This is a genomic window from Streptomyces sp. NBC_01571 (assembly GCF_026339875.1).
Lineage (GTDB): Bacteria > Actinomycetota > Actinomycetes > Streptomycetales > Streptomycetaceae > Streptomyces.
On sequence record NZ_JAPEPZ010000001.1, the window covers coordinates 4,753,183 to 4,774,978 of the forward strand.

The following is a 21,796-nucleotide window of genomic DNA, read 5'->3' on the forward strand; positions in this document are numbered from 1 at the left end:
CCGGACATCGCTGTCCGAACCATGTACCAGTGTCCTGTGTGCGGGCTTAACCCCTGCGGTAGACGAGAACGACATACCTGCCGGTTCCACTACGAACCGGTCACGCACTCTCGACAGACCATTGTGAGAGGGGTCACCCTGTCATTCATCCACGCGGGGAGGCATGGATGGGCAGGAGCCGCAGAACACTTCCGGAGGAGCTTCTGCTGCTGGCGTTGGACCCGACCACGGGTACCACCGCACAGCCGCAGTCGCTCGACCTCGGTCTGGCCGGAGCACAGCTAGTAGAGCTGGCGCTGGCCGGACGGATAGCCCCAGACGGGGATCGTATCGCCGTGGTGGCACCACGGCCGACTGGAGATCCAACACTGGACTGTGCGTTGGAACTGCTTCGCCGACGCGGAGCACCCGTACGCGCGGTCAACTGGATTGGCGGGCCCCGACTGGGACTTCGCCAGACCTACCTCTCGCATCTGGAGAGGTGCGGCATGGTGCATGCCGTGGCCGGCCAGATGTGCGGGGTGCTTCCGACGACTCGCTACCAAGCGACGGACACGGAGATCAGCCGGGAGATCAGGTCCCGGCTGGACAGCGCGATCCGCACCGGCGTACCGCCGGACCCGCGGACCGCGGCGCTCGCCGCGCTGGCCCATGCGGTCGGTCTCGGCAAGCACCTGTATCCGGGTAATGAGGGACGCTCGTCCCGCTCCCGGCTGCGGGACCTGATCAGACACGACCCCATGGGCGGCCTCGTGGCCCACGCGGTCATGGACGTTCAGAACGGTGTGGCCGCACAGCCGCGCCGCAGCCCGGCACCGGCAGGCCGTCCGGCCACCGCCGGAGTCAGGTCCGCACCGGAACCCGCCCGTGGGGTTCCGATGCAACCGCGCCACGGTTCCATGGCGCGCGCCGTGGTCCACTGAGCCGCAGTCCCTCGGCACGCACCAGCGGGCACCGTAGTACGCACCGGCCGCGCCGCGTTCGCACGGCGCACGCACCACACGCAGTACCCAGCACCGCCGGCACCACCCCAGCATCACCCAGCGCCGCACCGCAGTCCCCAGGATCCGGTTCGGGAGCCGCTGGCTCGCGCGGGGCGGTGGGCCGTACGTCCGGACGACGACACGGCTCCGCCGCCCCGCGCGGCCGCATTCCGGGGTGGCGCGCATATGCGCGCGGTATGCGCCGACGGAAGGCGCGGGTGCCCGGGAGGCACCCCGGTACGCGCCGCGTCCCCGAACTGGCCCGTACCCAGCGCATATCCGCGGTTTCCCAGCGGTAGAAAGCACCTTGGTGGCAATCTGCTCAACAGCAGATACGCAAAGTAGAGGCCCGCAGCCGGAGGTGCACGTCCCGTGGCGTCAAGTGTCAATCCCACCGTCCGGCGGCGCCGGCTGGGCCAGGAGCTGCGCCGGCTCCGTGAGCTCAAGGGCATGACGGCCGAAGAGGTCGCCGAGCGTCTGCTGGTCTCGCAGTCGAAGATCAGCCGGCTGGAGAACGGGCGGCGCAGCATCAGTCAGCGCGACGTCCGCGACCTGTGCGGGGTCTACGAGGTCGAGGACCACCGGATCGTCGACTCGCTGATGCAGATGGCCAAGGACTCGCGCCAGCAGGGCTGGTGGCACTCCTTCGGCGACATTCCGTACAGCGTCTACATCGGCCTCGAGACCGACGCGGCGAGCCTGCGCGTGTACGACCCCCAGGTCGTCCCGGGCCTGCTGCAGACCCGGCCGTACGCCGAGGCACTCATCGCGGGCGCGCTGCCCGAGACCGCGCCCGCGGACATCGACAAACGCGTCCAGGTACGTCTGCGCCGACAGGAACGTATCTCCGCCCCGGACAACCCGCTGCGCCTGTGGACCGTCCTCGACGAGTCCGCGCTGCGCCGGGTCGTCGGGAACCGCTCCCTCATGCGCGACCAGCTGGAGCACCTGGTGGAGCAGTCCCAGTTGCCGCACGTCACGGTGCAGGTGATCCCCTTCGAGATGGGCGCGCACCCGGGCCTCAACGGCCAGTACGCGATCCTGGAGTTCCCCGACGCGGCCGACTCCAGCGTCGTCTACATCGAGGGTGTCACCAGCGACCTGTACCTGGAGAAGGCGAACGACGTCCAGAAGTACAGCGTGATGTACGAGCATCTGCGGGCGCAGGCGCTGAACGTGGAGCAGTCGCGGCAGCTCATCGCGGACATCGCCAAGGAGTACGCGCGCTGAGGCGTGCTCCTGTGCTCCGAGCACACCCCTGATGGAGAAGTGGGGCACCCTACACTCCCCCTACTACGGGGCGGAAGACCCCACTGGAATATGCCACCCGGTCGAGTGAATAGTCGCTTCGCCCGCCGATGTTGGCGAGTAGCGTCGATCACGCCATCAAGCAACAACGTTGGCGTAAACCGCACCGCGGTTCCGTAGCGAATCCGCGGTGCGGTGACAGCAACTCGACGACTGGCTATCGGAGCAATCATGGCAATCCAGCAAGGCGCCACGGACACGTGGACCAAATCCTCGTACTCGACCGGCAACGGCGCTTGTGTCGAGGTCAAGTCCCCGGTTCTCGCGGCGATGGCCGTCCGGGACTCCAAGGTCCCCGAGGGCCCCACGCTGGCGTTCCCCGCGAACTCGTGGAACGCCTTCGTGGCAGAGGTGAGCCGGGGGGCTTTCGACCTCGCCTGATGCATCGACATCTTCGCCGACACCCACAACTGCACCGACCAACCGCATACGCATCACAGACAGAGCCCTCTCGACTGGCCCGCCGTCCCGGCCGAGGGGGCTCGGCCCTTTCCCGGCAGCTCCCCCGGTTCAGCGCAGGCGGTCCACGTACCGGTCCGTCCCCGGCACCGTGGGAACGAACGGCGCCACCAACTCGACCTTTCCCAGGCCGCCTTCGGCCACCTCCGCCTCCCGCCCGGCGAAGTACCCGTCCCAGCACTCCCGCGGATCCGTCTCCAGGAACCACAGCAGGGTCAGCCGTGTGCCGACGCCCTCGACCTGTTTCACGTACGTCATGCGGTCGCCGGGGAGCGGGGTGGGGCGGAAGACCGTGACCAGGGCGGCCGGGGAGTGCGCGAGCCGCCCGGGGAGGTGGCGGGAGCGCAGCCACTCCAGCAACTCGGCCCGCTGCTCCGGCCCTTCGGCGTCGATCACCTCCAGGACCAGCCCGGCGTAGGGGTGGTCGAGGGCGTGGAAGTCGCGGGGCCCCGCGGCGCCGTCCCTGTACACCGTCGCCTCGTGGTCCTGGAAGGCCGTGAAGACATGTGTCCGGTCCCGGTACACCCGGCCGTCGCGATTCAGCCGTTTGTTGATCCCGACGGTCCACCTCATGTGGTCGCCGTAGCGGCCCTCGGTGACCCAGTACGTCGAGAGGTAGCACCCGGCGGTGACGGGCTGGGCGATCGCCGACTTCTCCGGCCGGCGCAGGAGTTGGAGGTCACGGGTGGCGACCCAGCGGCGGCCCGCGTACATCCAGGGCATGGCCATCGCCCCGGCGTAGTAGTGGTCGTCCTCGTACCAGCGGTTGTACGCGTACTCGTGGCCCGGGTGCGGCTCGACCATGGTGATCAGCGCGTGGCCCGGACGGACTCCGTACGGGCCGAGGGCGGCCAGTTCCGCGTACACCTCGCTGCGGGTGTCCTCACTCACGTCGCTCCCCTTCCTTCCTCCGCCGGTCGCCCATACTCTGACGCTCCGTCAGGCAAAGCGCCAGAGCCACGGCGCCCCGCGGCACGTGGACCGGAGGGGCGGGCCGGCCCGGAGGCGGACCGAGCCGCAAGAGGGAGGGGAGACTGCGATGTCACTGCTCGCGGGCAAGACCGTGGTCGTTTCGGGGGTCGGCGCCGGTCTCGGCCATCAGGTCGCGGCGGCGGTCGTACGCGACGGGGGGAACGCCGTGCTGGGGGCGCGCACGGAGGCCAATCTGGCCAAGTCCGCGGCCGACCTCGACCCGGACGGCGCGCACACCGCGTACCGGGCGACGGACATCACGGACGAGGCGCAGTGCGAGGCGCTGGCCGCGCTGGCGACGGAGCGGTTCGGCCGGATCGACGCGATCGTCCATGTCGCCGCCTGGGACAGCTACTTCGGCGGCCTCCAGGACGCGGATTTCGCGACCTGGCAGTCGGTCATCGACGTGAACCTGCTGGGCACCCTGCGGATGACCCGTGCCTGTCTGCCCGCGCTGAAGGTGTGCGGCGGCTCGGTCGTCATCATCGGGACGCAGTCGTCGGTGGCCGCCCCGTCACAGGTGCGGCAGGCGGCGTACGCGACCTCGAAGGGCGCGCTGACGAGCGCGATGTACTCCATGGCGCGGGAGCTCGGTCCGCACCGGATCCGGGTCAACACCGTGCTGCCGGGCTGGATGTGGGGGCCGCCGGTGGAGGCGTACGTCCAGTTCACCGCGTACACCGAGGGCGTACCGGAGGCGGACGTCCTGAAGCGGCTCACCGAACGGATGGCCCTGCCCGAGCTGGCCACGGACGGGGATGTCGCGGACGCCGCGGTGTTCCTGGCCTCCGACCGGGCGCGGGCGGTCACCGGGCAGTCCCTGCTCGTGAACGCCGGCGAGATCATGCGGTAGCCGTACCAGTCCCGCCGTCCCTTCCCAGCCGTACGGGACCCGCATCCCGTACGCCCGTGTCACCTAGGTCGTCCTGTCGATGTGCTGGCGAAGTGCCCGCTCATGGTGTGGTCCGCGTCACGGACACGACAACAGCCCGGTGGGTAAAGTAGAGGCAAAATCGTTCTGCTTTCTGATCTGCGTTCATATCTGTGACCGCGAAGGGTCTTGACCGCCCCCTCCGAACGGCGGTTCAATCCCCGAAGTCCCCGCTCCCGCACGGGGGCGCCGCCCTCCCTCGTTCGGCTCCGCCCGAGCAGGGGGAACCCATGCGTACTGGCGAAGTGCCGTCCGGTATCTGCAGGTTCACAAGGCGGACCCCTGGAGGGGGCACATGAACGGTCTCGACTGGGCCGTCCTGGTCGCGTACTTCGGCGTCATGACCGCGATCGGCTTCTGGTCCCACAAGCGTGTGGACGACGTCAGCGACTTCTTCACCGCGGGCGGCAAGATGCCGTGGTGGCTGTCCGGCATCTCGCACCACATGTCGGGCTACAGCGCGGTGATGTTCACCGGGTACGCCGGCATCGCGTACACCTACGGCATCACGTCGTACGTCACCTGGGCCCTGCCCATCGCCATCGGCGTGCTGCTCGGCGCCAAGCTCTTCGCGCCCCGGCTCAACCGCCTGCGGTCCCGGCTGCACGTGGCCTCACCGCTCGAATATCTCAAGGACCGCTACAACGTCTCGACCCAGCAGGCACTCGCCTGGTCCGGCATCCTGCTGAAGATCGTGGACGTCGGCGCGAAGTGGGCGGCCATCGCCACCCTGCTGAGCGTCTTCACCGGGGTCACGCTCACCCAGGGCATCCTGATCACCGGCGGCATCACGGCCGTGTACTGCACGATCGGCGGACTGTGGGCCGACGCGCTCACCGAACTCGGCCAGTTCGTCATCCAGTTGCTGGCCGGGCTCTCGATGCTGATCATCGCGCTGAACAAGATCTCCGACCAGGGCGGCCTGTCCAAGGCGCTGGACTCACCGAAGCTGCACGGTCACGCGAACGGCTTCGCGGGTCCCTATCTGACCGTCTTCTTCATCGCGTACCTCTTCATCAAGCTCTTCGAGTACAACGGCGGCATGTGGAACCAGGCCCAGCGCTACATGGCGACGGGCAGCGCGAAGCAGGCCACGAAGTCGGCCTTCCTCTCCGCGGGACTGTGGTTCGTCTGGCCGGTGATCCTCTTCATCCCCATGTGGCTGTCGCCGCTGCTCGTCACGGCGAAGAAGCCGGACGGTTCCGACGCCTACGGCCTGATGACCGAACAGCTGCTTCCGCACGGGCTGTTGGGCCTGGTCGTCGTCGGCTTCTTCTCGCACACGATGGCCATGTGCTCCTCGGACGCCAACGCCATCGCCGCCGTGTTCACCCGGGACGTCGTGCCGGTCCTGTCCAAGGCCGCGCGGACCTGGGACACCCGGGCCGGGCTGATCGCCGGACGCGTCACGACCGTCGCGTTCCTCGGCCTGTCGATGGCGGTGGCCACGCAGGTCAACTCGCCCACCTTCAAGGACATCATCACGGTGGTCATCAAGTGGGTGGCCGGTCTGATGGGTCCGATCGCGATCCCGTTCATCCTGGGACTGCTGCGGCAGTTCCGGAAGTCCGGACCGACGGCGGCCCTCACCAGCTGGGCCTGCGGGCTGCTCGCGTTCTTCTTCGTCAACTACCACCTGGACTTCTCGCAGCGCACGGACGTGAAGCTCGAGTACCAGGTCTCCCTCCCGATGGTCATCTCCCTCGTCCTGTACATCCTCATCGGCCTGATCAAGCCCGAGGACACACCGGAGCGGGACGCGATCATCGAGAAGATCAACACGGACGACGACGGGGACGGGGCGGCCTCGGCGGCGATCCCGGCCCAGGCGGACGGTGCGTCGGCCAGCCCGTCGGGCGTCTGAGGGCAACGCCCTTCCGGCGCCCGCGCACGCGTCGTGAGGACCGACCCCGGGGACGGCGTTCCAGTACGGCCCCGGGGACGGCCCTCAGGCCCGCGGATAGCGGGCGAGCCACCCGGGGGACGACGCTCCGGGGCTGTGCAACGCGGGCCCCTGCGTCATCTCCATCGCGAAGTCGTCCGCGAGGACGAGCATCGTGGGACGGCCCTCCAGCTCGGCCAGCCAGGCCGGCGGGAGGGCCGTCTCGCCGTGCAGGGCCCCCAGCAGCCCCCCGGTCAGGGCCCCGGCCACCGCGGAGCGCCCGCCGTGGTTCACGGCCAGACACAGCCCGTGCCGGATGTCCTCCCCCACCAGCGCGCAGTACACGGCGACCGCGAGCAGCCGCTCCGCCGTGCCCTCCCCCGCCAGATCCTCCACCCGGGCCGGCGACGGCATCCCCTGCCGTACGGCCCCCAGCGCGTGCTGCAGGGCGTCGCTGACGGGCTGCTGCCCCGGCCGCGCGGCCAGGATCGCGAGCGCCCGCTGCACGGCGCTGTCGAGGCTCTCGCCGCGTGCCAGCGCGTGGACGATGACGGCGTACGCGCCCGCCGCGAGATACGCCGTGGGGTGCCCGTGCGTCTGCGCGGCGCACTCGACGGCGAGCTGCACCACCAGCTGCGGCTCCCAGCCGACGAGCAGTCCGAAGGGCGCGGAGCGCGCGGCGGCCTCGGGGCCCAGCTCGCCGGGGTTCTTGGGCGCGTCCGGCGTGCCCATGGTCTCGTCGCCCAAGCCGGTCAGGCAGGCCCTGGCGGGGTCGCGCCGGGCGTACAGCCACTCCTCGCGGGCCAGCCAGCCGTCGTCCTCGCGGCGCTCGTCCGGACCCCAGTCGCTCTGGGTCGCCGCCCAGCGGCGGTACGCGCGGTGCAGGTCGGTCGGCGGATGCCAGGCGCCGGTGTCGCGGCGCACCTGGGCGCGGACGAGGCCGTCGAGGGTGAAGAGCGTGAGCTGGGTGAGGTGGGTGACGGTGCCGCGGCGGTCGTGCCCGACGGCGAGGTCGTTCAGCCCCTCCGCGCCGTACTCCTGACGGATCTCCTCCAGGGTGAGCCCGTCGAGCGGAGTGCCCAGGGCGTCGCCGACAGCCGTGCCCAGCAGGGTTCCACGGACCCGGCTGCGGAAGTCCTGCTGTTCGGCACGGCCCCAGACGGCACCGGCTGTCGCACCCACCGAGACCTCCCCAGGCACCGTCCGCACGTCCGACAGTTCAGCACTGTAATCGACAGGGAACGGTCCGTTCAGAGCACGGAACGGTATGCGAAGTGTGACCCGACTGAACCAAGTGATCGCTTATGGACGCCGTTCGGTCGGCTTCTCCCGGATCACGCGAGGCGGGTCATCCGGGACGCGGGGCGGACCGGGCAGCCCGCGCCGCGGCGACGCGTTCGACGAGCGGCGCGAGCCGGTCCCGGTCGGCGCCGGGCGCGTGCAGCAAGGCGTCGAGCGCGTCGGACAGGTCGTCGAGGGCCCCTCCGCCCGGCCCGTCCCCGGAGCGGGGTCCCAGGGCGTGGTCCAGGTCGAGGCGGGCCTCCTCGTGGCGCCGCAGGGCGGTCAGGGCGCGGGCGCGGCACAGCAGCACGGCTGTCTCGTCGGGCCGCAGGGCCTTCGCCCGGTCGGCGTCGGACAGGGCCCCGGCGGCATCGCCCAGCCCGAGGCGGAGTTCCGCCCGGTGACGCAGCGCCCAGGGGTACTCCGGCACCAGGGCGATGGCCCGGTCCAGGTCCGCGAGGGCCTCGGCCGACCGGCCGAGGTCCCGGTGGCAGACCCCCCGGCTCGCGTACGCCGAAGCGTACGCGCCGTCGATGCCGATGGCCCGGTCGTAGTCGGCCAGCGCCTCCTCGTACCGGCCCGCCGAGCGGAGCGCGTCACCGCGCTCGCACAGTCCCCAGCCCCAGTCGGGCAGCAGGCGCAGGCCCAGGTCGAGGTCGGCCAGCTGCCGGGCCGGCTCTCCCAGGCCCCGCCAAACCCGGGCCCGGCGGCCCAGCGCCCAGGGGTAGTCGGGCTTGATTTCCAGCGCGCGGTTCAGATCCGCGAGGGCCTCGGCGAGCTGTCCGAGCCGCTGCCGGGTCGCTCCCCTGGACGCCCAGGCGAAGTGGTACGAGGGGTCGAGTGCGATCGCCCGGTCCAGATCGCCGATCGCCTCGGCGTCGTGCCCGAGGATGCGGCGGTACTCACCGCGCACGGAGATCGTCTCGGCGTCGTCCGGGGCGAGCGCGGCGGCCCGGTCCAGGTCGGTGATGCCGTTCTCGTAGTCGCCCAGACCGTTGCGGCCGAGGGCCCTGCCGCGGTAGGCCCGCGCCAGTCCGGGATCGAGGGCGATGGCCCGGTCGTACTCCGCCAGCGCCTCCTCGTACGCGCCGCCGTGCCGCAGCGCGCTGCCGCGGACCACCCGGGCGAGGGCCTGCCGCCGTTCGTCCAGTCCGCCGCGGTCCAGCAGCACCCCGAGCGCGGAGGCCACCCCGCCGTCGGCGAACGCCTCCGACAGGGCCCGCCCCCACGTCCGCACGGGCTCCGCGTCCGCGTCCTCGCCCGCCTCCGCCAGGACGCGTGCCCAGCGCCGGGCGGCGACGTCACCGCCGTCGCAGGCGTCCACGAAGTCCCGCAGCGCGGCGGGCAGCGCCGTGCGGGCGTTCGCGCACAGCAGGTGGTAGGTCTCCGCGAGCCGCAGCTCGCGCCAGCCCTCGTCCGCCCACAACTCCCCGGTGTCCCGGCCGTCCTCGGCCTCGGTCTCGGCCCGCCACCGCCCGAACGTCTCCGCGAGCCGGGTGTGCCGCTGCGCCCACCCTCGTGGCGAGCGCAGCCGCTGCAGGCGCAGCATCGGGGCCCGTACGACGTCGTGGTACTGGACGCGGTCCCCGCGGTCGCTGACGAAGGGGAGGCCGCGCAGCCAGCCGAACAGCGCGTCGGCCTCGTCCTGCGGGCAGTGCGCGGCGGCCCTGAAGACGTCGGCGTCCAGCCTCCTCGGCAGGGCGCAGGCGAGGGCCGCGGCCCGCCGGACGGGGTCCTGTTCCCACTTCAGGAAGCGCTCCACGGCCGTGGCGCTGGGGTCGCCCACGTCGTCCGGCCCGGTGGGCCGTCCGGCGGCGAGGGTGGACACCAGTACCGGCAGTCCGCCGGTGAGGCGCAGCACCTCCTCGACGACCGGTTCGGCCACCACTCCCTTGCCGGCGAGCAGGGCCCGCGCCTCGGCCTCCGTGAAGGGCGCCAGCGGTACGTCGGCCACGAAGTCGGCGAAGCCGCCCCAGCGGGCGGTGTCGAAGGGGCGCTGTCCGGCGGTGACGACCACGACGTTCGCCGGCAGGGCGCCGTGGCGGTCGGTCGTCATCAGCTCGTGCAGCCAGCCGTCGAGGAAGGGCGCGGTCCGCTCGTAGGTGTCGAAGAGCAGGACGAGCCAGGGGGCCTCGGCGGCGACGGACGTCAGCTCGTCCAGCAGGACCGGGGTGAGGACCCGCTCCGGTGACTGGACCAGCCGCACGTCCTCCTGGTTGCGCAGCCGGGCGCCGATCCCGGCCCGCAACCAGTCGGCTCCGTGGGCGAGTTGGTTCGGGTCGAGGGCTCCCGCGAAGGCGCCGACACCGGGCAGCAGGCCGAGCCCGACCAGGCTCGCGCGGGCGGCGGCCAGACTCGCGGGCGACGGCGGGGACGCCGGGGGTTCCGGCGTCTCCAGCGCTGCCGCCTCGGCTTCGTGCCGGCGCTCCCGGTGGGTGGCCAGCAGCCGGTCGAGGTCCTTGAACCGGTGGCCCTGCCGGGCGAATCGCTCGCTGACCGCCGCCATCGCCTCGGGCACGCTGCCCACACCCTCGTCGACGTACGCGGTCAGCGCCCCGCGTTCCCGGGCGAGCTGTTCCAACTCCCGGACCAGGAAGGTCTTTCCGACTCCCGCGTTCCCGTGCACATGGAACAGGAACCGGTGCCGCTCGTCCTCCGGCGACAGCTCGAAGTTCTCCCGGAAGGCGGCCCGTTCGGCGCCGCGCCCGACGAACCCCTGCCGTCTGCGCTGCCGGATCAGCTCCTGCATCGACGGCCGCCCCCGCACCATCCGCCCGTTCCCTCCGTCACCGCCCGCTCGGACCGGGCTCCAGTCTGGCGCATGGCATCGGGATCGGCGTGGGTCCGGTCCCGGCGGGCGACGCCGTCACTCGACCACCGAGACGGCCGTCCCCTTGCTGCCGAACTTCCAGACCGCGTCCCCGTCGGCGCTGTGCATCCGGATCGCCCCGGTCCGCGTCCCGGCGGACGGCTTGGGCGAGGAGCCGTCCTGGGCGTTGGAGAACGCGATCGAGACGCCGGAGCTGACGGTGAAGAAGACGATGTTCTCGACCTTCGTTCCATCGGTTCCCGTCTTCGAGGCGACGGTGGACGACACCGCGTACCGGCCCGGCGCGGGGCTCACCGTGCCCGGCCACACCGCGAAGGTGCGGCGGGCGGCGCCGGTCGCGTCGACGAGCCACACCCGGCGCTGGGCGAGGGAGTAGACGATGCGGCGGCCCGTACCCGAGCCGTCGGGGACCGCGGCCGGTGCGCTCTTCCTGGGCGAGGCGGAGGGGTGCGGGCTCGCCGACGCCGAGGGCTTCGCCTTCGGGGCGGAGGCGAGCGGGTGTGCCCCCTGGTCGGCCTGTGCGGCCAGGGCCGTGACGCCGACGAGCGCCGCCGCGGTCAGACCGGTGACCCAGACCCAGGAGGGAAGCCGTCGGGCAGGCACGGACACGCAACTCCTCAGCTCATGAAGCTTCCGGCTGACGAAGCTTCCGACCCTCGGCCGAGGGTCGGATCATCGTACTGCGAGACGCCGAGCGCCAACGCCGACCCCGGAGGCCCCGACTCCGGAGGCCCGACCCCGGACGCCCCGCCGCCCGAAGGCCCGACCCCGATACGCCGGTCCCGGAAGCCGCTCACCGCCACCGCCGGGTCCCTCACTCCAGCACGGGAAGCAGTTCCGGCAGGTGGCCGTCCGACGCCGCCGCCGCCCGCTGCCGCTCCTCGGGCACCTCGCCGTACAGGGTCGTCCGCGGCTTCGCCGGGCGCCCCGCCGCCTCCGCGACCGCGACGAGGTCCTTGACGGACTTGTAGGAGCCGTACGAGGAGCCCGCCATCCGGGAGATGGTCTCCTCCATCAGCGTGCCGCCGAGGTCGTTGGCGCCGGAGCGGAGCATCTCCGCCGCGCCCTCGGTGCCCAGCTTCACCCAGCTGGTCTGGATGTTGGGGATGTGCGGGTGGAGCAGGAGGCGGGCCATGGCGGTCACCGCGCGGTTGTCGCGGATCGTCGGGCCCGGCCGGGAGATGCCCGCCAGGTACACCGGCGCGTTGGTGTGGATGAAGGGGAGCGTCACGAACTCCGTGAAGCCGCCGGTCCGCTGCTGGATGCGGGACAGGGTGCGGAAGTGGCCGAGCCAGTGCCGGGGCTGGTCGACATGGCCGTACATCATCGTCGAGGACGAGCGGATGCCCAGCTCGTGCGCGGTCGTGACGACCTCGATCCAGGTCGCCGCGGGCAGCTTGCCCTTGGTCAGGATCCAGCGGACCTCGTCGTCCAGGATCTCCGCGGCGGTGCCGGGGATGGTGTCGAGGCCGGCCTCCTTGGCCGCGGTCAGCCATTCGCGCACCGACATCCCGGTGCGGGTCGCGCCGTTCACCACCTCCATGGGCGAGAAGGCGTGCACATGCATGCCGGGGACCCGCTCCTTGACCGCCTTCGCGATGTCGAAGTACGCGGTGCCGGGCAGGTCGGGATGGATGCCGCCCTGCATGCAGACCTCGACCGCCCCGACGTCCCAGGCCTGGGCGGCCCGGTCGGCCACCTGGTCCAGGGACAGGGTGTAGGCGTCGGCGTCCGTACGGCGCTGGGCGAAGGCGCAGAAGCGGCAGCCGGTGTAGCAGACGTTGGTGAAGTTGATGTTCCTGGTGACGATGTACGTGACGTCGTCGCCGACGACGGACCTGCGGACGTCGTCCGCGATGCGGCACAGGGCGTCCAGCGCGGGCCCGTCCGCGTGCAGCAGCGCGAGCGCCTCGTCGTCCGTCAGCCTCGTCGGGTCGTCGGCGGCCGTCGCCAGCGCGGACCGGACGTCGGTGTCGATGCGGGACGGCACCATGCCGGGGGCCGCCGCCTCCCGCAGCGCCTCCCAGTCGCCGTAGACGAGGTCGAAGTCCTCGCGGCGGTCGCCGGTGCGGCCCTCGGTGTCGATCGACGCGTGCAGGTCCGTACGCCCCGACGCCGTGAACGCCTCCTCGGGTTCCTGCCAGGGGTGCCCCTCGACGACGGCGCCGGGCAGCGCCAGACCCGTCTCCGGGTCGGCCAGTGCCCGTACGTGCGGCAGCAGCCGCGGGTCCAGCCAGGGTTCGCCGCGCTGGACGAACTCCGGGTAGACACAGAGCCGTTCGCGCAGTTCGAAGCCGGCCGCGCGGGACTGCTCGGCCAGCTGCTCGATCCGCGGCCACGGCCGCTCGGGGTTGACGTGGTCGATGGTCAGCGGGGACACCCCGCCCCAGTCGTCGATCCCCGCGCCGATCAGCCGACCGTACTCGGAGTCCACCAGGTTGGGCGGTGCCTGGAGGCAGGCGGCCGGTCCCATGATGTGCCGGGCCACGGCCACCGTGGCGACCAGCTCGTCCAGTTCCGCGTCCGGCATCCCGCGCATCGCGGTGTCCGGCTTGGCGCGGAAGTTCTGGATGATCAGTTCCTGGATGCCGTGGTAGGCGCGGGAGACACGGCGGAGCGCGAAGAGGGACTCGGCGCGCTCCTCGTACGTCTCGCCGATGCCGATCAGCAGCCCGCTGGTGAAGGGGACCGAGGAACGGCCGGCGTCCTCCAGGACCCGCAGCCGTACGGCGGGTTCCTTGTCCGGGGAGCCGTGGTGCGGCCCGCCGGGCTCGCTCCACAGCCGGGTGGCCGTCGTCTCCAGCATCATGCCCATACTGGGCGCGACGGGCTTGAGCCGCTGGAAGTCGGTCCAGGACATGACGCCCGGGTTGAGGTGCGGGAGCAGTCCCGTCTCCTCCAGGATGCGGATGGAGATGGCCCGCACATAGGCGATCGTGTCGTCGTACCCGTGCGCGTCCAGCCACTCCCGCGCCTCGGGCCAGCGGTCCTCGGGCTTGTCGCCGAGGGTGATGAGGGCTTCCTTGCAGCCGAGTTCGGCACCGCGCCGGGCGATGTCCAGGACCTCGTCCGGGGACATGAACATCCCGTGCCCGGCCCGGCGCAGCTTGCCCGGGACGGTCACGAAGGTGCAGTAGTGGCACTTGTCCCGGCACAGCCGGGTGAGCGGGATGAACACGCTCTTGGAGTACGTGATGACGCCGGGGCGGCCCGCGGCGTCGAGGCCCGCGTCACGCACCCGCGCGGCGGACGCGGCGAGGTCGTCGAGATCGTCGCCGCGCGCCTGGAGCAGCACGGCCGCCTCGGTGACGTCGAGCGCGACGCCGTCCCGCGCGCGCCTGAGCGCCCGCCGCATGGAGTTCGCCGTCGGCCCGGTCCCGGGAGTCGCGGAAGTCGTCATCCTTCGAGCATACGATCGCCGTGATCAGGCATTGGAGGGCGTGGGCGGATTCCTCCGGCCGGGCGTACCGGCACGGGGGCGGCCGGCGGCCGTGTGCGGGACCGGTTCCCCGTCGCCGGAGCGGTGCCCGCCTCGCGCGCCGCTTCGCCGAAAGCTGTCGATCCCCTTCCCTTGCACCACCGTTCACTGCTGAATACCAGGGTTGGACGGGATACGCCCGCACCACCCCTGCACCACCCATGTCAGCGACGACACCCTGGGAGCGGCAGTATGTGCGAGGACGAGCACGGCGACGGCATGGCCAGGCGCGCGCTGTTCGCGACGGGAGCGGCCGCGGCGCTTACGTTGGGAAGCGTGACCTTCGCGAGTGGCGCCGGAGCGGCCGGCCGTACCGGGACCCGGACGGTGTCGGGCACCCTGCCCGTCGGTGCGCCGGACTTCGTGTACCTCCCGGTCGAGGTCCCACACGGGGTGCGGGAGATCCACGTCGCGTACACCTACGAGAAGCCGTCGGTCCCGGCGGGCACCGCGGGCAACGCGCTCGACATCGGCCTCTTCGACGATCGCGGCACGGAGCTGGGCGGCGAGGGCTTCCGCGGCTGGTCGGGCGGGGCGCGTACGGAGTTCTTCGTCCGGGCGGACGACGCGACCCCGGGATACGTCCCCGGCCGGATCCGCCCCGGCACCTGGCACATCGCGCTCGGCCCGTACACGGTGGCTCCGCAGGGCCTGTCGTACGAGGTCACCGTCACGCTCACGTACGGGGAGCAGGCCGCGACGCCGGCCCCGGTGTACCCCCCGTCACGCGCGAAGGGCCGCGGGCGTGCCTGGTACCGGGGCGACTGTCATCTGCACTCCTGGCACTCGGACGGCCGCCGCACCCCGGCGGAGATCGCGGCACTGGCCCGGGCGGCGGGCCTGGACTTCATCAACAGCTCGGACCACAACACGCACTCCTCGCATCCGCACTGGGCGGACCAGGCGGGCGACGACCTGCTGATCATGCTCGGTGAGGAGGTCACCACGCGCAACGGCCATGTGGTGGCGCTCGGCACGGACCCGGGCACGTTCGTCGACTGGCGCTACCGCGCGCGCGACAACCGGTTCGGCCGTTTCGCCCGCCGGATCCGCCGCGCGGGCGGCCTGGTCGTCCCGGCGCATCCGCACGCCACCTGCATCGGCTGCGGCTGGAAGTTCGGGTTCGGGGAGGCGGACGCGGTCGAGGTGTGGAACGGCCCGTACACGCCGGACGACGAGGTGGCCCTCGCCGAGTGGGACAACACGCTGGTGGCGTCGGTCCGTTCGGAGTCGCGGTCCTGGCTCCCGGCGACGGGCAACAGCGACGCCCATCGCGACCCGGACGCGGTCGGCACGCCCCAGACGGTCGTCCTCGCCGACGACCTGACCCGGGAGGCCGTCCAGGAGGGCATCCGGGCGGGCCGCGCGTACGTGGCGGAGTCGAAACTCGTGTCGCTCTCCTTCTCCGCCACCGGTGCGAAGGGCGAGCACGTCGGGATCGGCGAACGCCTGCGGGTCGCCCACGACACCCCGGTCACCGTCCGACTGGAGGTCTCCGGCGCCCCGCGCTGCACGGCCCGCTTCGTCACCGACCAGGGCGTCCTGTTCACCGGTGATGTCCTGCCGGTCTCCGGCTCGGGCACGGTGGAGTGGCGGACGACCGCTCAGTACGCGGCGTACGTACGGGCCGAACTGCGCCACGAGACGGCGGCGGGTCCCGTCCCGGGGGCGTTGGCGGCGTTCACCAACCCGATCTTCCTGGGCACCTGACCAGCGGGTCTCACGCCCGGCCGAGGGCCGGCAGGAACACCAGGAGGACCGTCGGCGCGCCGTCGTCGTACTCGGGTCGCCGCGGCCCGTGTCCTGGGGAGCGTCGCTACGGCTGTTCCGGCGCGGTGTTGGAGAGCCGGTCGAGCCACTCCCCGAGCAGCGCGGACTCGCCGGGGGTGAAGGCCGGGCTGGGGGTCTGCCGGAGGAGCGCGCCGAGGCGGCTGGCGGTGGCGGGGACCGGTGCCTCGCCGGGGCCGGCCGTCGCGGTGCCGGACGAGGCGGGGGCGGCCGTGCCGGTGGCGGGGTCCGTCATCACCTCCGGTACGAAGACCGCGGTGTGCACGGCGTCCCGTACCCGGCGCGACAGGGTCCTGTCGTCGAAGGTGGCCGGGCGGGAGACCAGCATCAGGCAGACGCCCACGTTGGCGGACATGATCATCTGTGCGGCCAGTTCGGGGGCCAGGCGCAGCTTGCCCTGCTCGGCCGCCCGCCGGAGGTCCTCGGTGAGGATGCGGTGGGACTCCAGGGCGGCGGCGGGCGGGGTGCGCATCGCCGGGGAGTTCATCAGCCGGTAGAGGTTGGGGTTGCGCAGGGCGAAGTCCGTGTGGGTGTCCCAGCCGTCGCGCAGGTCCCGCACGGGATCGGTGCCGGGGCCGCGCTCGCGCTTGGTCGCCAGGTACTGGTCGAAGCCGTGGTCGACGACCGCCGAGAGCAGGCCCTCCTTGTCCCCGAAGTGGCGGTAGAGCGCCGGGGCGCCGACCCCGGCGGCCTCGCACACCGCCCGGGTCGAGACGTCACCGTCCGGGGACTGGGCGACCAGGGCGGCCGCCACCTCGAGGATCCGCGCCTTCGTACTCACGGGGCCGACGGTAGCGGAGGTCACGCGGCCCCTTCGCGCGGGGCCGGGCGCGGGGTCAGCAGGTCGTCCAGGCCGATCCGGGTCAGGAACTCGGCGCGGATGCGGTCCGCGACCCGGCTGACCTCCTCCGAGCCGTCGTCGGCCGGGTCCACGTGCACCCGGAAGGGCCGCTCGCCGTCCGGGGCGTCGACGACCTCGACGAGGGCGTCGGCGACGAGGGACGCGTCCGCGTCGGCGGGTGCCAGGGCCGCGAGGCGCCGGGCGACCTGGTCCGTGAGGCCCGCGTAGCGCTCCTCGTACGCCCGGATCACCGCGGCGTCCGCGGGGTGGCCGCCGTTCGCGAAGTGGGCGGTCCCGGAGGTGAAGGCGCCCGGCACCACGATGCTGGTCTCGATGCCGAAGCGGGCCAGTTCGGCGGCGTACGACACGGCGAGCGCGTCCATCGCGGCCTTGGCGGCGAAGTACGGCGCCAGGTAGGGCGGGGTGCCGCCGCGCGAGGAGGTCGAGCCGACCCACACCAGCAGGCCGTGCCCCTGGGCGCGCAGGTGCGGCAGCGCGGCCCGGTTGACCCGCTGGGTGCCGAGCACGTTCGTGTCGTAGACCGCGGCCAGTTCTCCGGGGGTGAAGGCCTCCGCCGGTCCGGTCACCATGTGCCCGGCGTTGTGCACCAGCACGTCCAGGGTGCCGGACCGCGCCAGCACCTCGGCGATCGCCGCGTCGGCCGACTCCTGGGAGAGGACGTCCAGTTCGACCGTACGGAGGTCCACGCCGTGTTCGGCGGCGTACTCCCCGGCGGCGGCGGCCCGCTCCGCGTTGCGGCCGGCGGTGTCGCGCATCGCCGCGTACACCGTGTGACCGGCGCGGGCGAGGGCACGGGCGGACAGTGCGCCGAAGCCCGAACCGGCGCCGGTGATGACGATCGTCCTGGGGGGGACGGGACGCGGATCGGCGTCCATGGCCGAACTCCTTCGAAGCCGAGGGGGGTGGGTCGAGAAGGGTGGGCCGAGGGGGATCAGGCGATGCCGCCGTTGGCGCGGAGCACCTGCCCGTTGACCCAGCGGCCGTCCGGGCCCGCGAGGAAGGAGACGACCCCGGCGATGTCCTGGGGGGTGCCGAGGCGCTCCAGCGGGGGCTGGGCCGCCGCGCGGGCGATGGTCTCCTCGTCCTTGCCGTCCAGGTACAGCGCGGTGGCGGTGGGGCCGGGGGCCACCACGTTGACGGTGATGTCGCGGCCGCGCATCTCGCGGGCGACGATCAGGGTCATGGCCTCGACGGCGCCCTTGCCGGCGGCGTAGCCGCTGTACCCGGGGAGTGCCAGCGCCAGCACGGAGCTGGAGAAGTTGATGAGGGCGCCGCCCGCGCGCAGCCGGCGCACGGCCTGCTGTCCGACGACGAACGTGCCGCGGATGTTGGTGCGGTGCATCCGGTCCAGGGCGTCGAGGTCGAGGTCGGCCAGCGGGGCCAGGGTCATGACTCCGGCGGCGTGGACGACGACGTCGACACCGCCGAAGCGGGCCTCCACCGCGTCGAAGAGGGCCGCCATCGCGGTCTCGTCGGCGACGTCGGCGCGCAGGGCGAGGGCCTCGCCGCCCGCGTCGGTGATCGCGGCGACGGCCTTGTCGGCCTCCGCCTCGTTGCCCGCGTAGTCGACCACGACGGCGTATCCGTCGGCGGCCAGTCGCTCGGCGGTCTCGCGGCCGATCCCGCGGGATCCGCCGGTGACGATCGCGACGCGCGGGGAGGTGCCGGTCCGCTCGCTCATGACGTTGCTCCTCGACCTTCGGGGGTAGCGGTGTTCGCAACCCGACGAGAGCAACGCTAACACTTATTCGATAGCAACGCTACCTTCCGGCGTAGCGACGTTACGGACCGGCCGGCCACCTCCGCCGTACGAGGGTCATCCCGGCCATACGAGGGCCTGCACCTCGCTGTACGCGTGCAGGGCGTAGGACCCCACGTCCCTCCCGACACCGCTCTTCTTGAACCCGCCGAAGGGCGCCTCCATGTTGCGGCCGACGGTGTTGATCCCGACCCCGCCCGCCCTGAGCCGCCGGGCGACCCGGAAGGCGCGGGCCACATCGCCCGACCAGACGTAGTCGATCAGCCCGTAGTCGCTGTCGTTGGCGAGCGCGATCCCCTCCTCCTCGTCGTCGAAGGGGACGACCACGACGACGGGCCCGAAGATCTCCTCGCGCACCACCCGCATGTCCGCGGTGCAGTCCGCGAGAAGCGTGGGAGCGACGTAGAAACCCCGGTCGTACTGCGGCCGTTCACCACCCGCGACCACCCGCGCTCCCTCCTTCCGGCCGAGTTCGACGTACGCCTCGACCCGGTCCCGGTGGGCCGCCGAGATGACCGGCCCGACCACCGTCCCCGGCTCCCGCGGATCCCCGACCGTCAACCGCCCGGCGTACGCCGCGAGTTCGCCGACCAGCCGGTCGTACACACCCCGCTGCGCGAGCACCCGGGTGGGCGCCGTACAGATCTGCCCGCTGTAGAACGAGTAGGTGGTGCCGATCCCGGACACCGCCGAATCGAGGTCGGCGTCGTCGAAGACGACCGCCGCCCCCTTCCCGCCCAGCTCCATCAGCTGACGCTTCATCCCGCGTCCGCACACCTCGGCGATCCGCCGGCCGACCGCGGTCGAGCCGGTGAAGCTGACCATGTCCACGTCCTCGCAGTCCACGGACGCCTCCCCGGCCTCCGCACGCGAACCGCTCACCACGTTGAGCACGCCCGGTGGCACCCCCGCCGCCTCCAGCGCCTCGGCCATCCGGTACACGGACAGCGGGTCCTGCGGGGCGGGCTTCACGACCACCGTGTTGCCCATGGCGAGCGCGGGGGCGACCTTGCCCGCCGGGTTGGCCCAGGGGTTGTTGTACGAGGTGATGCAGGTGACCACGCCGACGGGCTGGCGCACCGCGAGGGCGCCCATCACGGCCGCCCCGCCGAACGGCCCCACCTCGTTGATCTGCGGCGGCAGCGGCTGCTCGGCCGGCTCGACCCTGGCGTAGCGCCGGAAGCGGGCGGCACCCACCCCCACCTGCATCCCGCGCGCCGTCGCCGTCGTGGCACCGCTCTCGGCCGCGGCGAGTTCGGCGTACGGGACGAAATGGCGCTGGATGATGTCGGCCGCCCGGCCCAGCACGGCGGCTCGTTCCTCCGGGGGCGTCCGGGACCAGGGTCCGAAGGCCTCGCGGGCGGCGGCCGCCGCCGCCCGCACCTGGTCCCGGGAGGCCTCCGGCGCCCATCCGACGAGCCCCTCGGTCGCCGGGTCGGTCACCGCGTAGTGCCCGTCGTCGGGCGCGACCCACGAGCCGCCGATGAACAGCCGCTGCCCGTCGGCCGCCGGGCCGCTCCCGATGGCATCGCTCACCGCGTGCTCACCGTCCTCGTGTCCCGCCCGGAGCGGAGCACCTTCCCGGGGACGGCCCCGGTCACCGTGTCGTCGCGGATGGCCTCGACGCCGTTGACCCACACCGCCCGCACGCCGATCGCCTTCGAGTCCAGCCGCGGGCTGTCCCCCGGCAGGTCGTGCACCAGGGTGGCCTTGCCCGCGTCGATCCGCTCCGGGTCGAAGAGCACGAGGTCCGCGTGGAAGCCCTCCGCGACGCGCCCGCGTTCCCGCAGCCCGAAGAGCCGCGCCGGGTCGTCCGTGAGCATCCGCACGGCCCGCTCCAGTGGCACCAGTCTCCGCCCGCGCAGACAGTCCCCGAGGAACCGGGTCGTGTACGGGGCCCCGCACATGCGGTCCAGATGGGCGCCCGCGTCCGAGCCGCCGAGCAGCACGTCCGGGTGCTGCCAGGTCTCAGCGCGCAGCGACCAGGAGTCGGGATCGTTGTCGGAGGGCATGGGCCACAGCACGGTCCGCAGCTCGTCGGCGGCGCAGATCTCGACCAGGCACTCGAAGGGCTCCTGGCCGCGCTCGGCCGCGATGTCCCCGACCACCCGTCCGGTGAGTCCCTCGTTGGCCGCGCTGTAGGTGTCGCCGACGACGTACCGCCCGAAGTGCGCGAGCCGCCGGAAGACACCGGCCTCCTTCGAGCCGGCCCGGCGCAGCATCTCGGCCCGTACGTCCGCGTCGCGCAGTCGCGCGATGCGCTCCGGCACGGGCAGCGCGAGGACCGGTCCCCAGCCGGGGATCAGGTTCAGCGCGCAGAAGGTGCCCAGCGACATGTTCATGGGGGTGAGGATCGGCATGGTGAGGGCCACCACCCGGCCGCCCGCCTTCCGCGCCCGCTCGCTCGCCAGCAGCTGCCTCGGCACCCGTTCGGGAACGGCGGCGTCGATCGTCAGCACGTTCCAGTTCAGCGGCCGGCCCGCCACCGCGCTCATCTCGGCGAAGAGGTCGATCTCCGCGTCGCTGAACTGGTCCAGGCACCCGGCCACGATCGCCTCGATCTGGGTGCCCTCGTGCTCCCCCACCGCCCGGCTGAGCGCCAGCAGTTCGCCGGGTCCGGCGTGCCGTGAGGCGACCGGCTTCCCGTCACCGTCGGAGTGGGTGGAGGACTGGGTGGTGGACAGACCCCAGGCGCCGGCGTCCATCGCCTCGTGGAACAGCGTGAGCATCCGGGCCAGTTGCTCCCCGGTCGGCTGTCCGCCCACCGCGTCCGCGCCCATCACGTACCGTCGCAGCGCGCAGTGGCCCACCATGAAACCCGCGTTGACGGCGATCCGCCCCTCCAGGGCGTCCAGGTACTCGCCGAAGGTGTGCCAGTTCCAGGGCGCGCCCTCCTCCAGGGCGACCAGGGACATGCCCTCGACCTTGGACATCATCCGCCGTGTGTAGTCGGCGTCCTCGGGCCGCTCGGGGTTGAGCGGGGCGAGCGTGAAGCCGCAGTTGCCGCCCGCGACCGTGGTGACCCCGTGGTTCAGGGACGGGGTCGCGTACGGGTCCCAGAACAGCTGGGCGTCGTAGTGCGTGTGCGGGTCGACGAAGCCGGGGGCGAGGACGAGACCCGTGGCGTCCTCGCTCGTCCGGGACGGTTCGGTCACCGTGCCGATCACGGCGATCCGGCCGTCCCGGATGCCGACGTCGGCCCGGCGGCCGGGCGCGCCCGTGCCGTCCACGACGGTCGCGTCCCTGATGACGTGGTCGAGCAT

At 72.4% G+C, this 21,796-nt stretch carries 16 protein-coding genes; 6 read left to right on the forward strand and 10 right to left on the reverse strand.

The window, feature by feature from the left end; genetic code table 11:
• Positions 1-167: 167 nt before the first annotated feature.
• The 3 genes from OHB41_RS21390 (at position 168) to OHB41_RS21400 (ending at position 2,672) form a co-directional block, all read left to right on the forward strand.
• On the forward strand, positions 168-923 hold the full coding sequence (locus tag OHB41_RS21390; RefSeq protein ID WP_266699834.1) for a GOLPH3/VPS74 family protein: 756 nt from the start codon (positions 168-170) through the stop codon (positions 921-923).
• 432 nt (positions 924-1,355) lie between these two features.
• Entirely contained in the window at positions 1,356-2,213 is an 858-nt protein-coding gene (gene relB, locus OHB41_RS21395) for a type II toxin-antitoxin system RelB family anti-toxin (RefSeq protein WP_266699835.1), read from the forward strand.
• 249 nt (positions 2,214-2,462) lie between these two features.
• Positions 2,463-2,672, forward strand: coding sequence for a DUF397 domain-containing protein (locus OHB41_RS21400; protein ID WP_148008907.1), 210 nt, complete (start codon positions 2,463-2,465; stop codon positions 2,670-2,672).
• 129 nt (positions 2,673-2,801) lie between these two features.
• On the opposite strand, the gene OHB41_RS21405 is transcribed toward OHB41_RS21400, so the two are convergent.
• Positions 2,802-3,641: a hypothetical protein gene (locus tag OHB41_RS21405; protein WP_266699836.1), complete on the reverse strand. Its 840-nt coding sequence runs from the start codon at positions 3,639-3,641 to the stop codon at positions 2,802-2,804.
• A 148-nt stretch (positions 3,642-3,789) separates the two neighbouring features.
• On the opposite strand from OHB41_RS21405, the gene OHB41_RS21410 reads away from it, so the two are divergent.
• On the forward strand, positions 3,790-4,575 hold the full coding sequence (locus OHB41_RS21410) for an SDR family oxidoreductase (RefSeq protein WP_266699837.1): 786 nt from the start codon (positions 3,790-3,792) through the stop codon (positions 4,573-4,575).
• Between the two features lie 373 nt (positions 4,576-4,948).
• Positions 4,949-6,517, forward strand: coding sequence for a sodium:solute symporter family protein (locus OHB41_RS21415; RefSeq protein ID WP_266699838.1), 1,569 nt, complete (start codon positions 4,949-4,951; stop codon positions 6,515-6,517).
• Between the two features lie 84 nt (positions 6,518-6,601).
• On the opposite strand, the gene OHB41_RS21420 is transcribed toward OHB41_RS21415, so the two are convergent.
• The 4 genes from OHB41_RS21420 to OHB41_RS21435 all read right to left on the reverse strand — a co-directional run bounded on the left by OHB41_RS21420 (position 6,602) and on the right by OHB41_RS21435 (position 14,046).
• Positions 6,602-7,717: an ADP-ribosylglycohydrolase family protein gene (locus OHB41_RS21420; RefSeq protein ID WP_266699839.1), complete on the reverse strand. Its 1,116-nt coding sequence runs from the start codon at positions 7,715-7,717 to the stop codon at positions 6,602-6,604.
• Between the two features lie 166 nt (positions 7,718-7,883).
• On the reverse strand, positions 7,884-10,565 hold the full coding sequence (locus tag OHB41_RS21425; RefSeq protein ID WP_266699840.1) for an ATP-binding protein: 2,682 nt from the start codon (positions 10,563-10,565) through the stop codon (positions 7,884-7,886).
• A 117-nt stretch (positions 10,566-10,682) separates the two neighbouring features.
• The gene (locus tag OHB41_RS21430) at positions 10,683-11,255 is read right to left on the reverse strand and encodes a hypothetical protein (RefSeq protein WP_266699841.1); all 573 of its coding nucleotides are present in this window, start codon (positions 11,253-11,255) and stop codon (positions 10,683-10,685) included.
• A 205-nt stretch (positions 11,256-11,460) separates the two neighbouring features.
• Positions 11,461-14,046: a bifunctional FO biosynthesis protein CofGH gene (locus OHB41_RS21435; protein ID WP_266699842.1), complete on the reverse strand. Its 2,586-nt coding sequence runs from the start codon at positions 14,044-14,046 to the stop codon at positions 11,461-11,463.
• Between the two features lie 270 nt (positions 14,047-14,316).
• Here OHB41_RS21435 and OHB41_RS21440 point away from each other — a divergent pair, with 270 nt between their 5' ends.
• Positions 14,317-15,834 carry a CehA/McbA family metallohydrolase gene (locus tag OHB41_RS21440; protein WP_266699843.1) on the forward strand — a complete coding sequence of 506 codons (1,518 nt, stop codon included), beginning with the start codon at positions 14,317-14,319 and terminating at the stop codon, positions 15,832-15,834.
• Positions 15,835-15,940: 106 nt separating this feature from the next.
• Here the strand turns inward: OHB41_RS21440 and OHB41_RS21445 are convergent, their stop codons facing one another.
• From OHB41_RS21445 to OHB41_RS21465, 5 genes are all read right to left on the reverse strand, one after another.
• Positions 15,941-16,693, reverse strand: coding sequence for a TetR/AcrR family transcriptional regulator (locus tag OHB41_RS21445; protein WP_266699844.1), 753 nt, complete (start codon positions 16,691-16,693; stop codon positions 15,941-15,943).
• Between the two features lie 20 nt (positions 16,694-16,713).
• Positions 16,714-17,649, reverse strand: a complete 936-nt coding sequence (locus OHB41_RS21450) for an SDR family NAD(P)-dependent oxidoreductase (RefSeq protein ID WP_266699845.1) — start codon at positions 17,647-17,649, stop codon at positions 16,714-16,716.
• 56 nt (positions 17,650-17,705) lie between these two features.
• Positions 17,706-18,455 (reverse strand): SDR family oxidoreductase, encoded by a 750-nt coding sequence (locus tag OHB41_RS21455; RefSeq protein ID WP_266699846.1) that lies wholly within the window; start codon positions 18,453-18,455, stop codon positions 17,706-17,708.
• 135 nt (positions 18,456-18,590) lie between these two features.
• On the reverse strand, positions 18,591-20,069 hold the full coding sequence (locus OHB41_RS21460) for an aldehyde dehydrogenase family protein (protein ID WP_266699847.1): 1,479 nt from the start codon (positions 20,067-20,069) through the stop codon (positions 18,591-18,593).
• The gene (locus OHB41_RS21465; RefSeq protein ID WP_266699848.1) at positions 20,066-21,796 is read right to left on the reverse strand and encodes an N-acyl-D-amino-acid deacylase family protein; all 1,731 of its coding nucleotides are present in this window, start codon (positions 21,794-21,796) and stop codon (positions 20,066-20,068) included. The genes OHB41_RS21460 and OHB41_RS21465 overlap by 4 nt, the downstream gene beginning before the upstream one ends.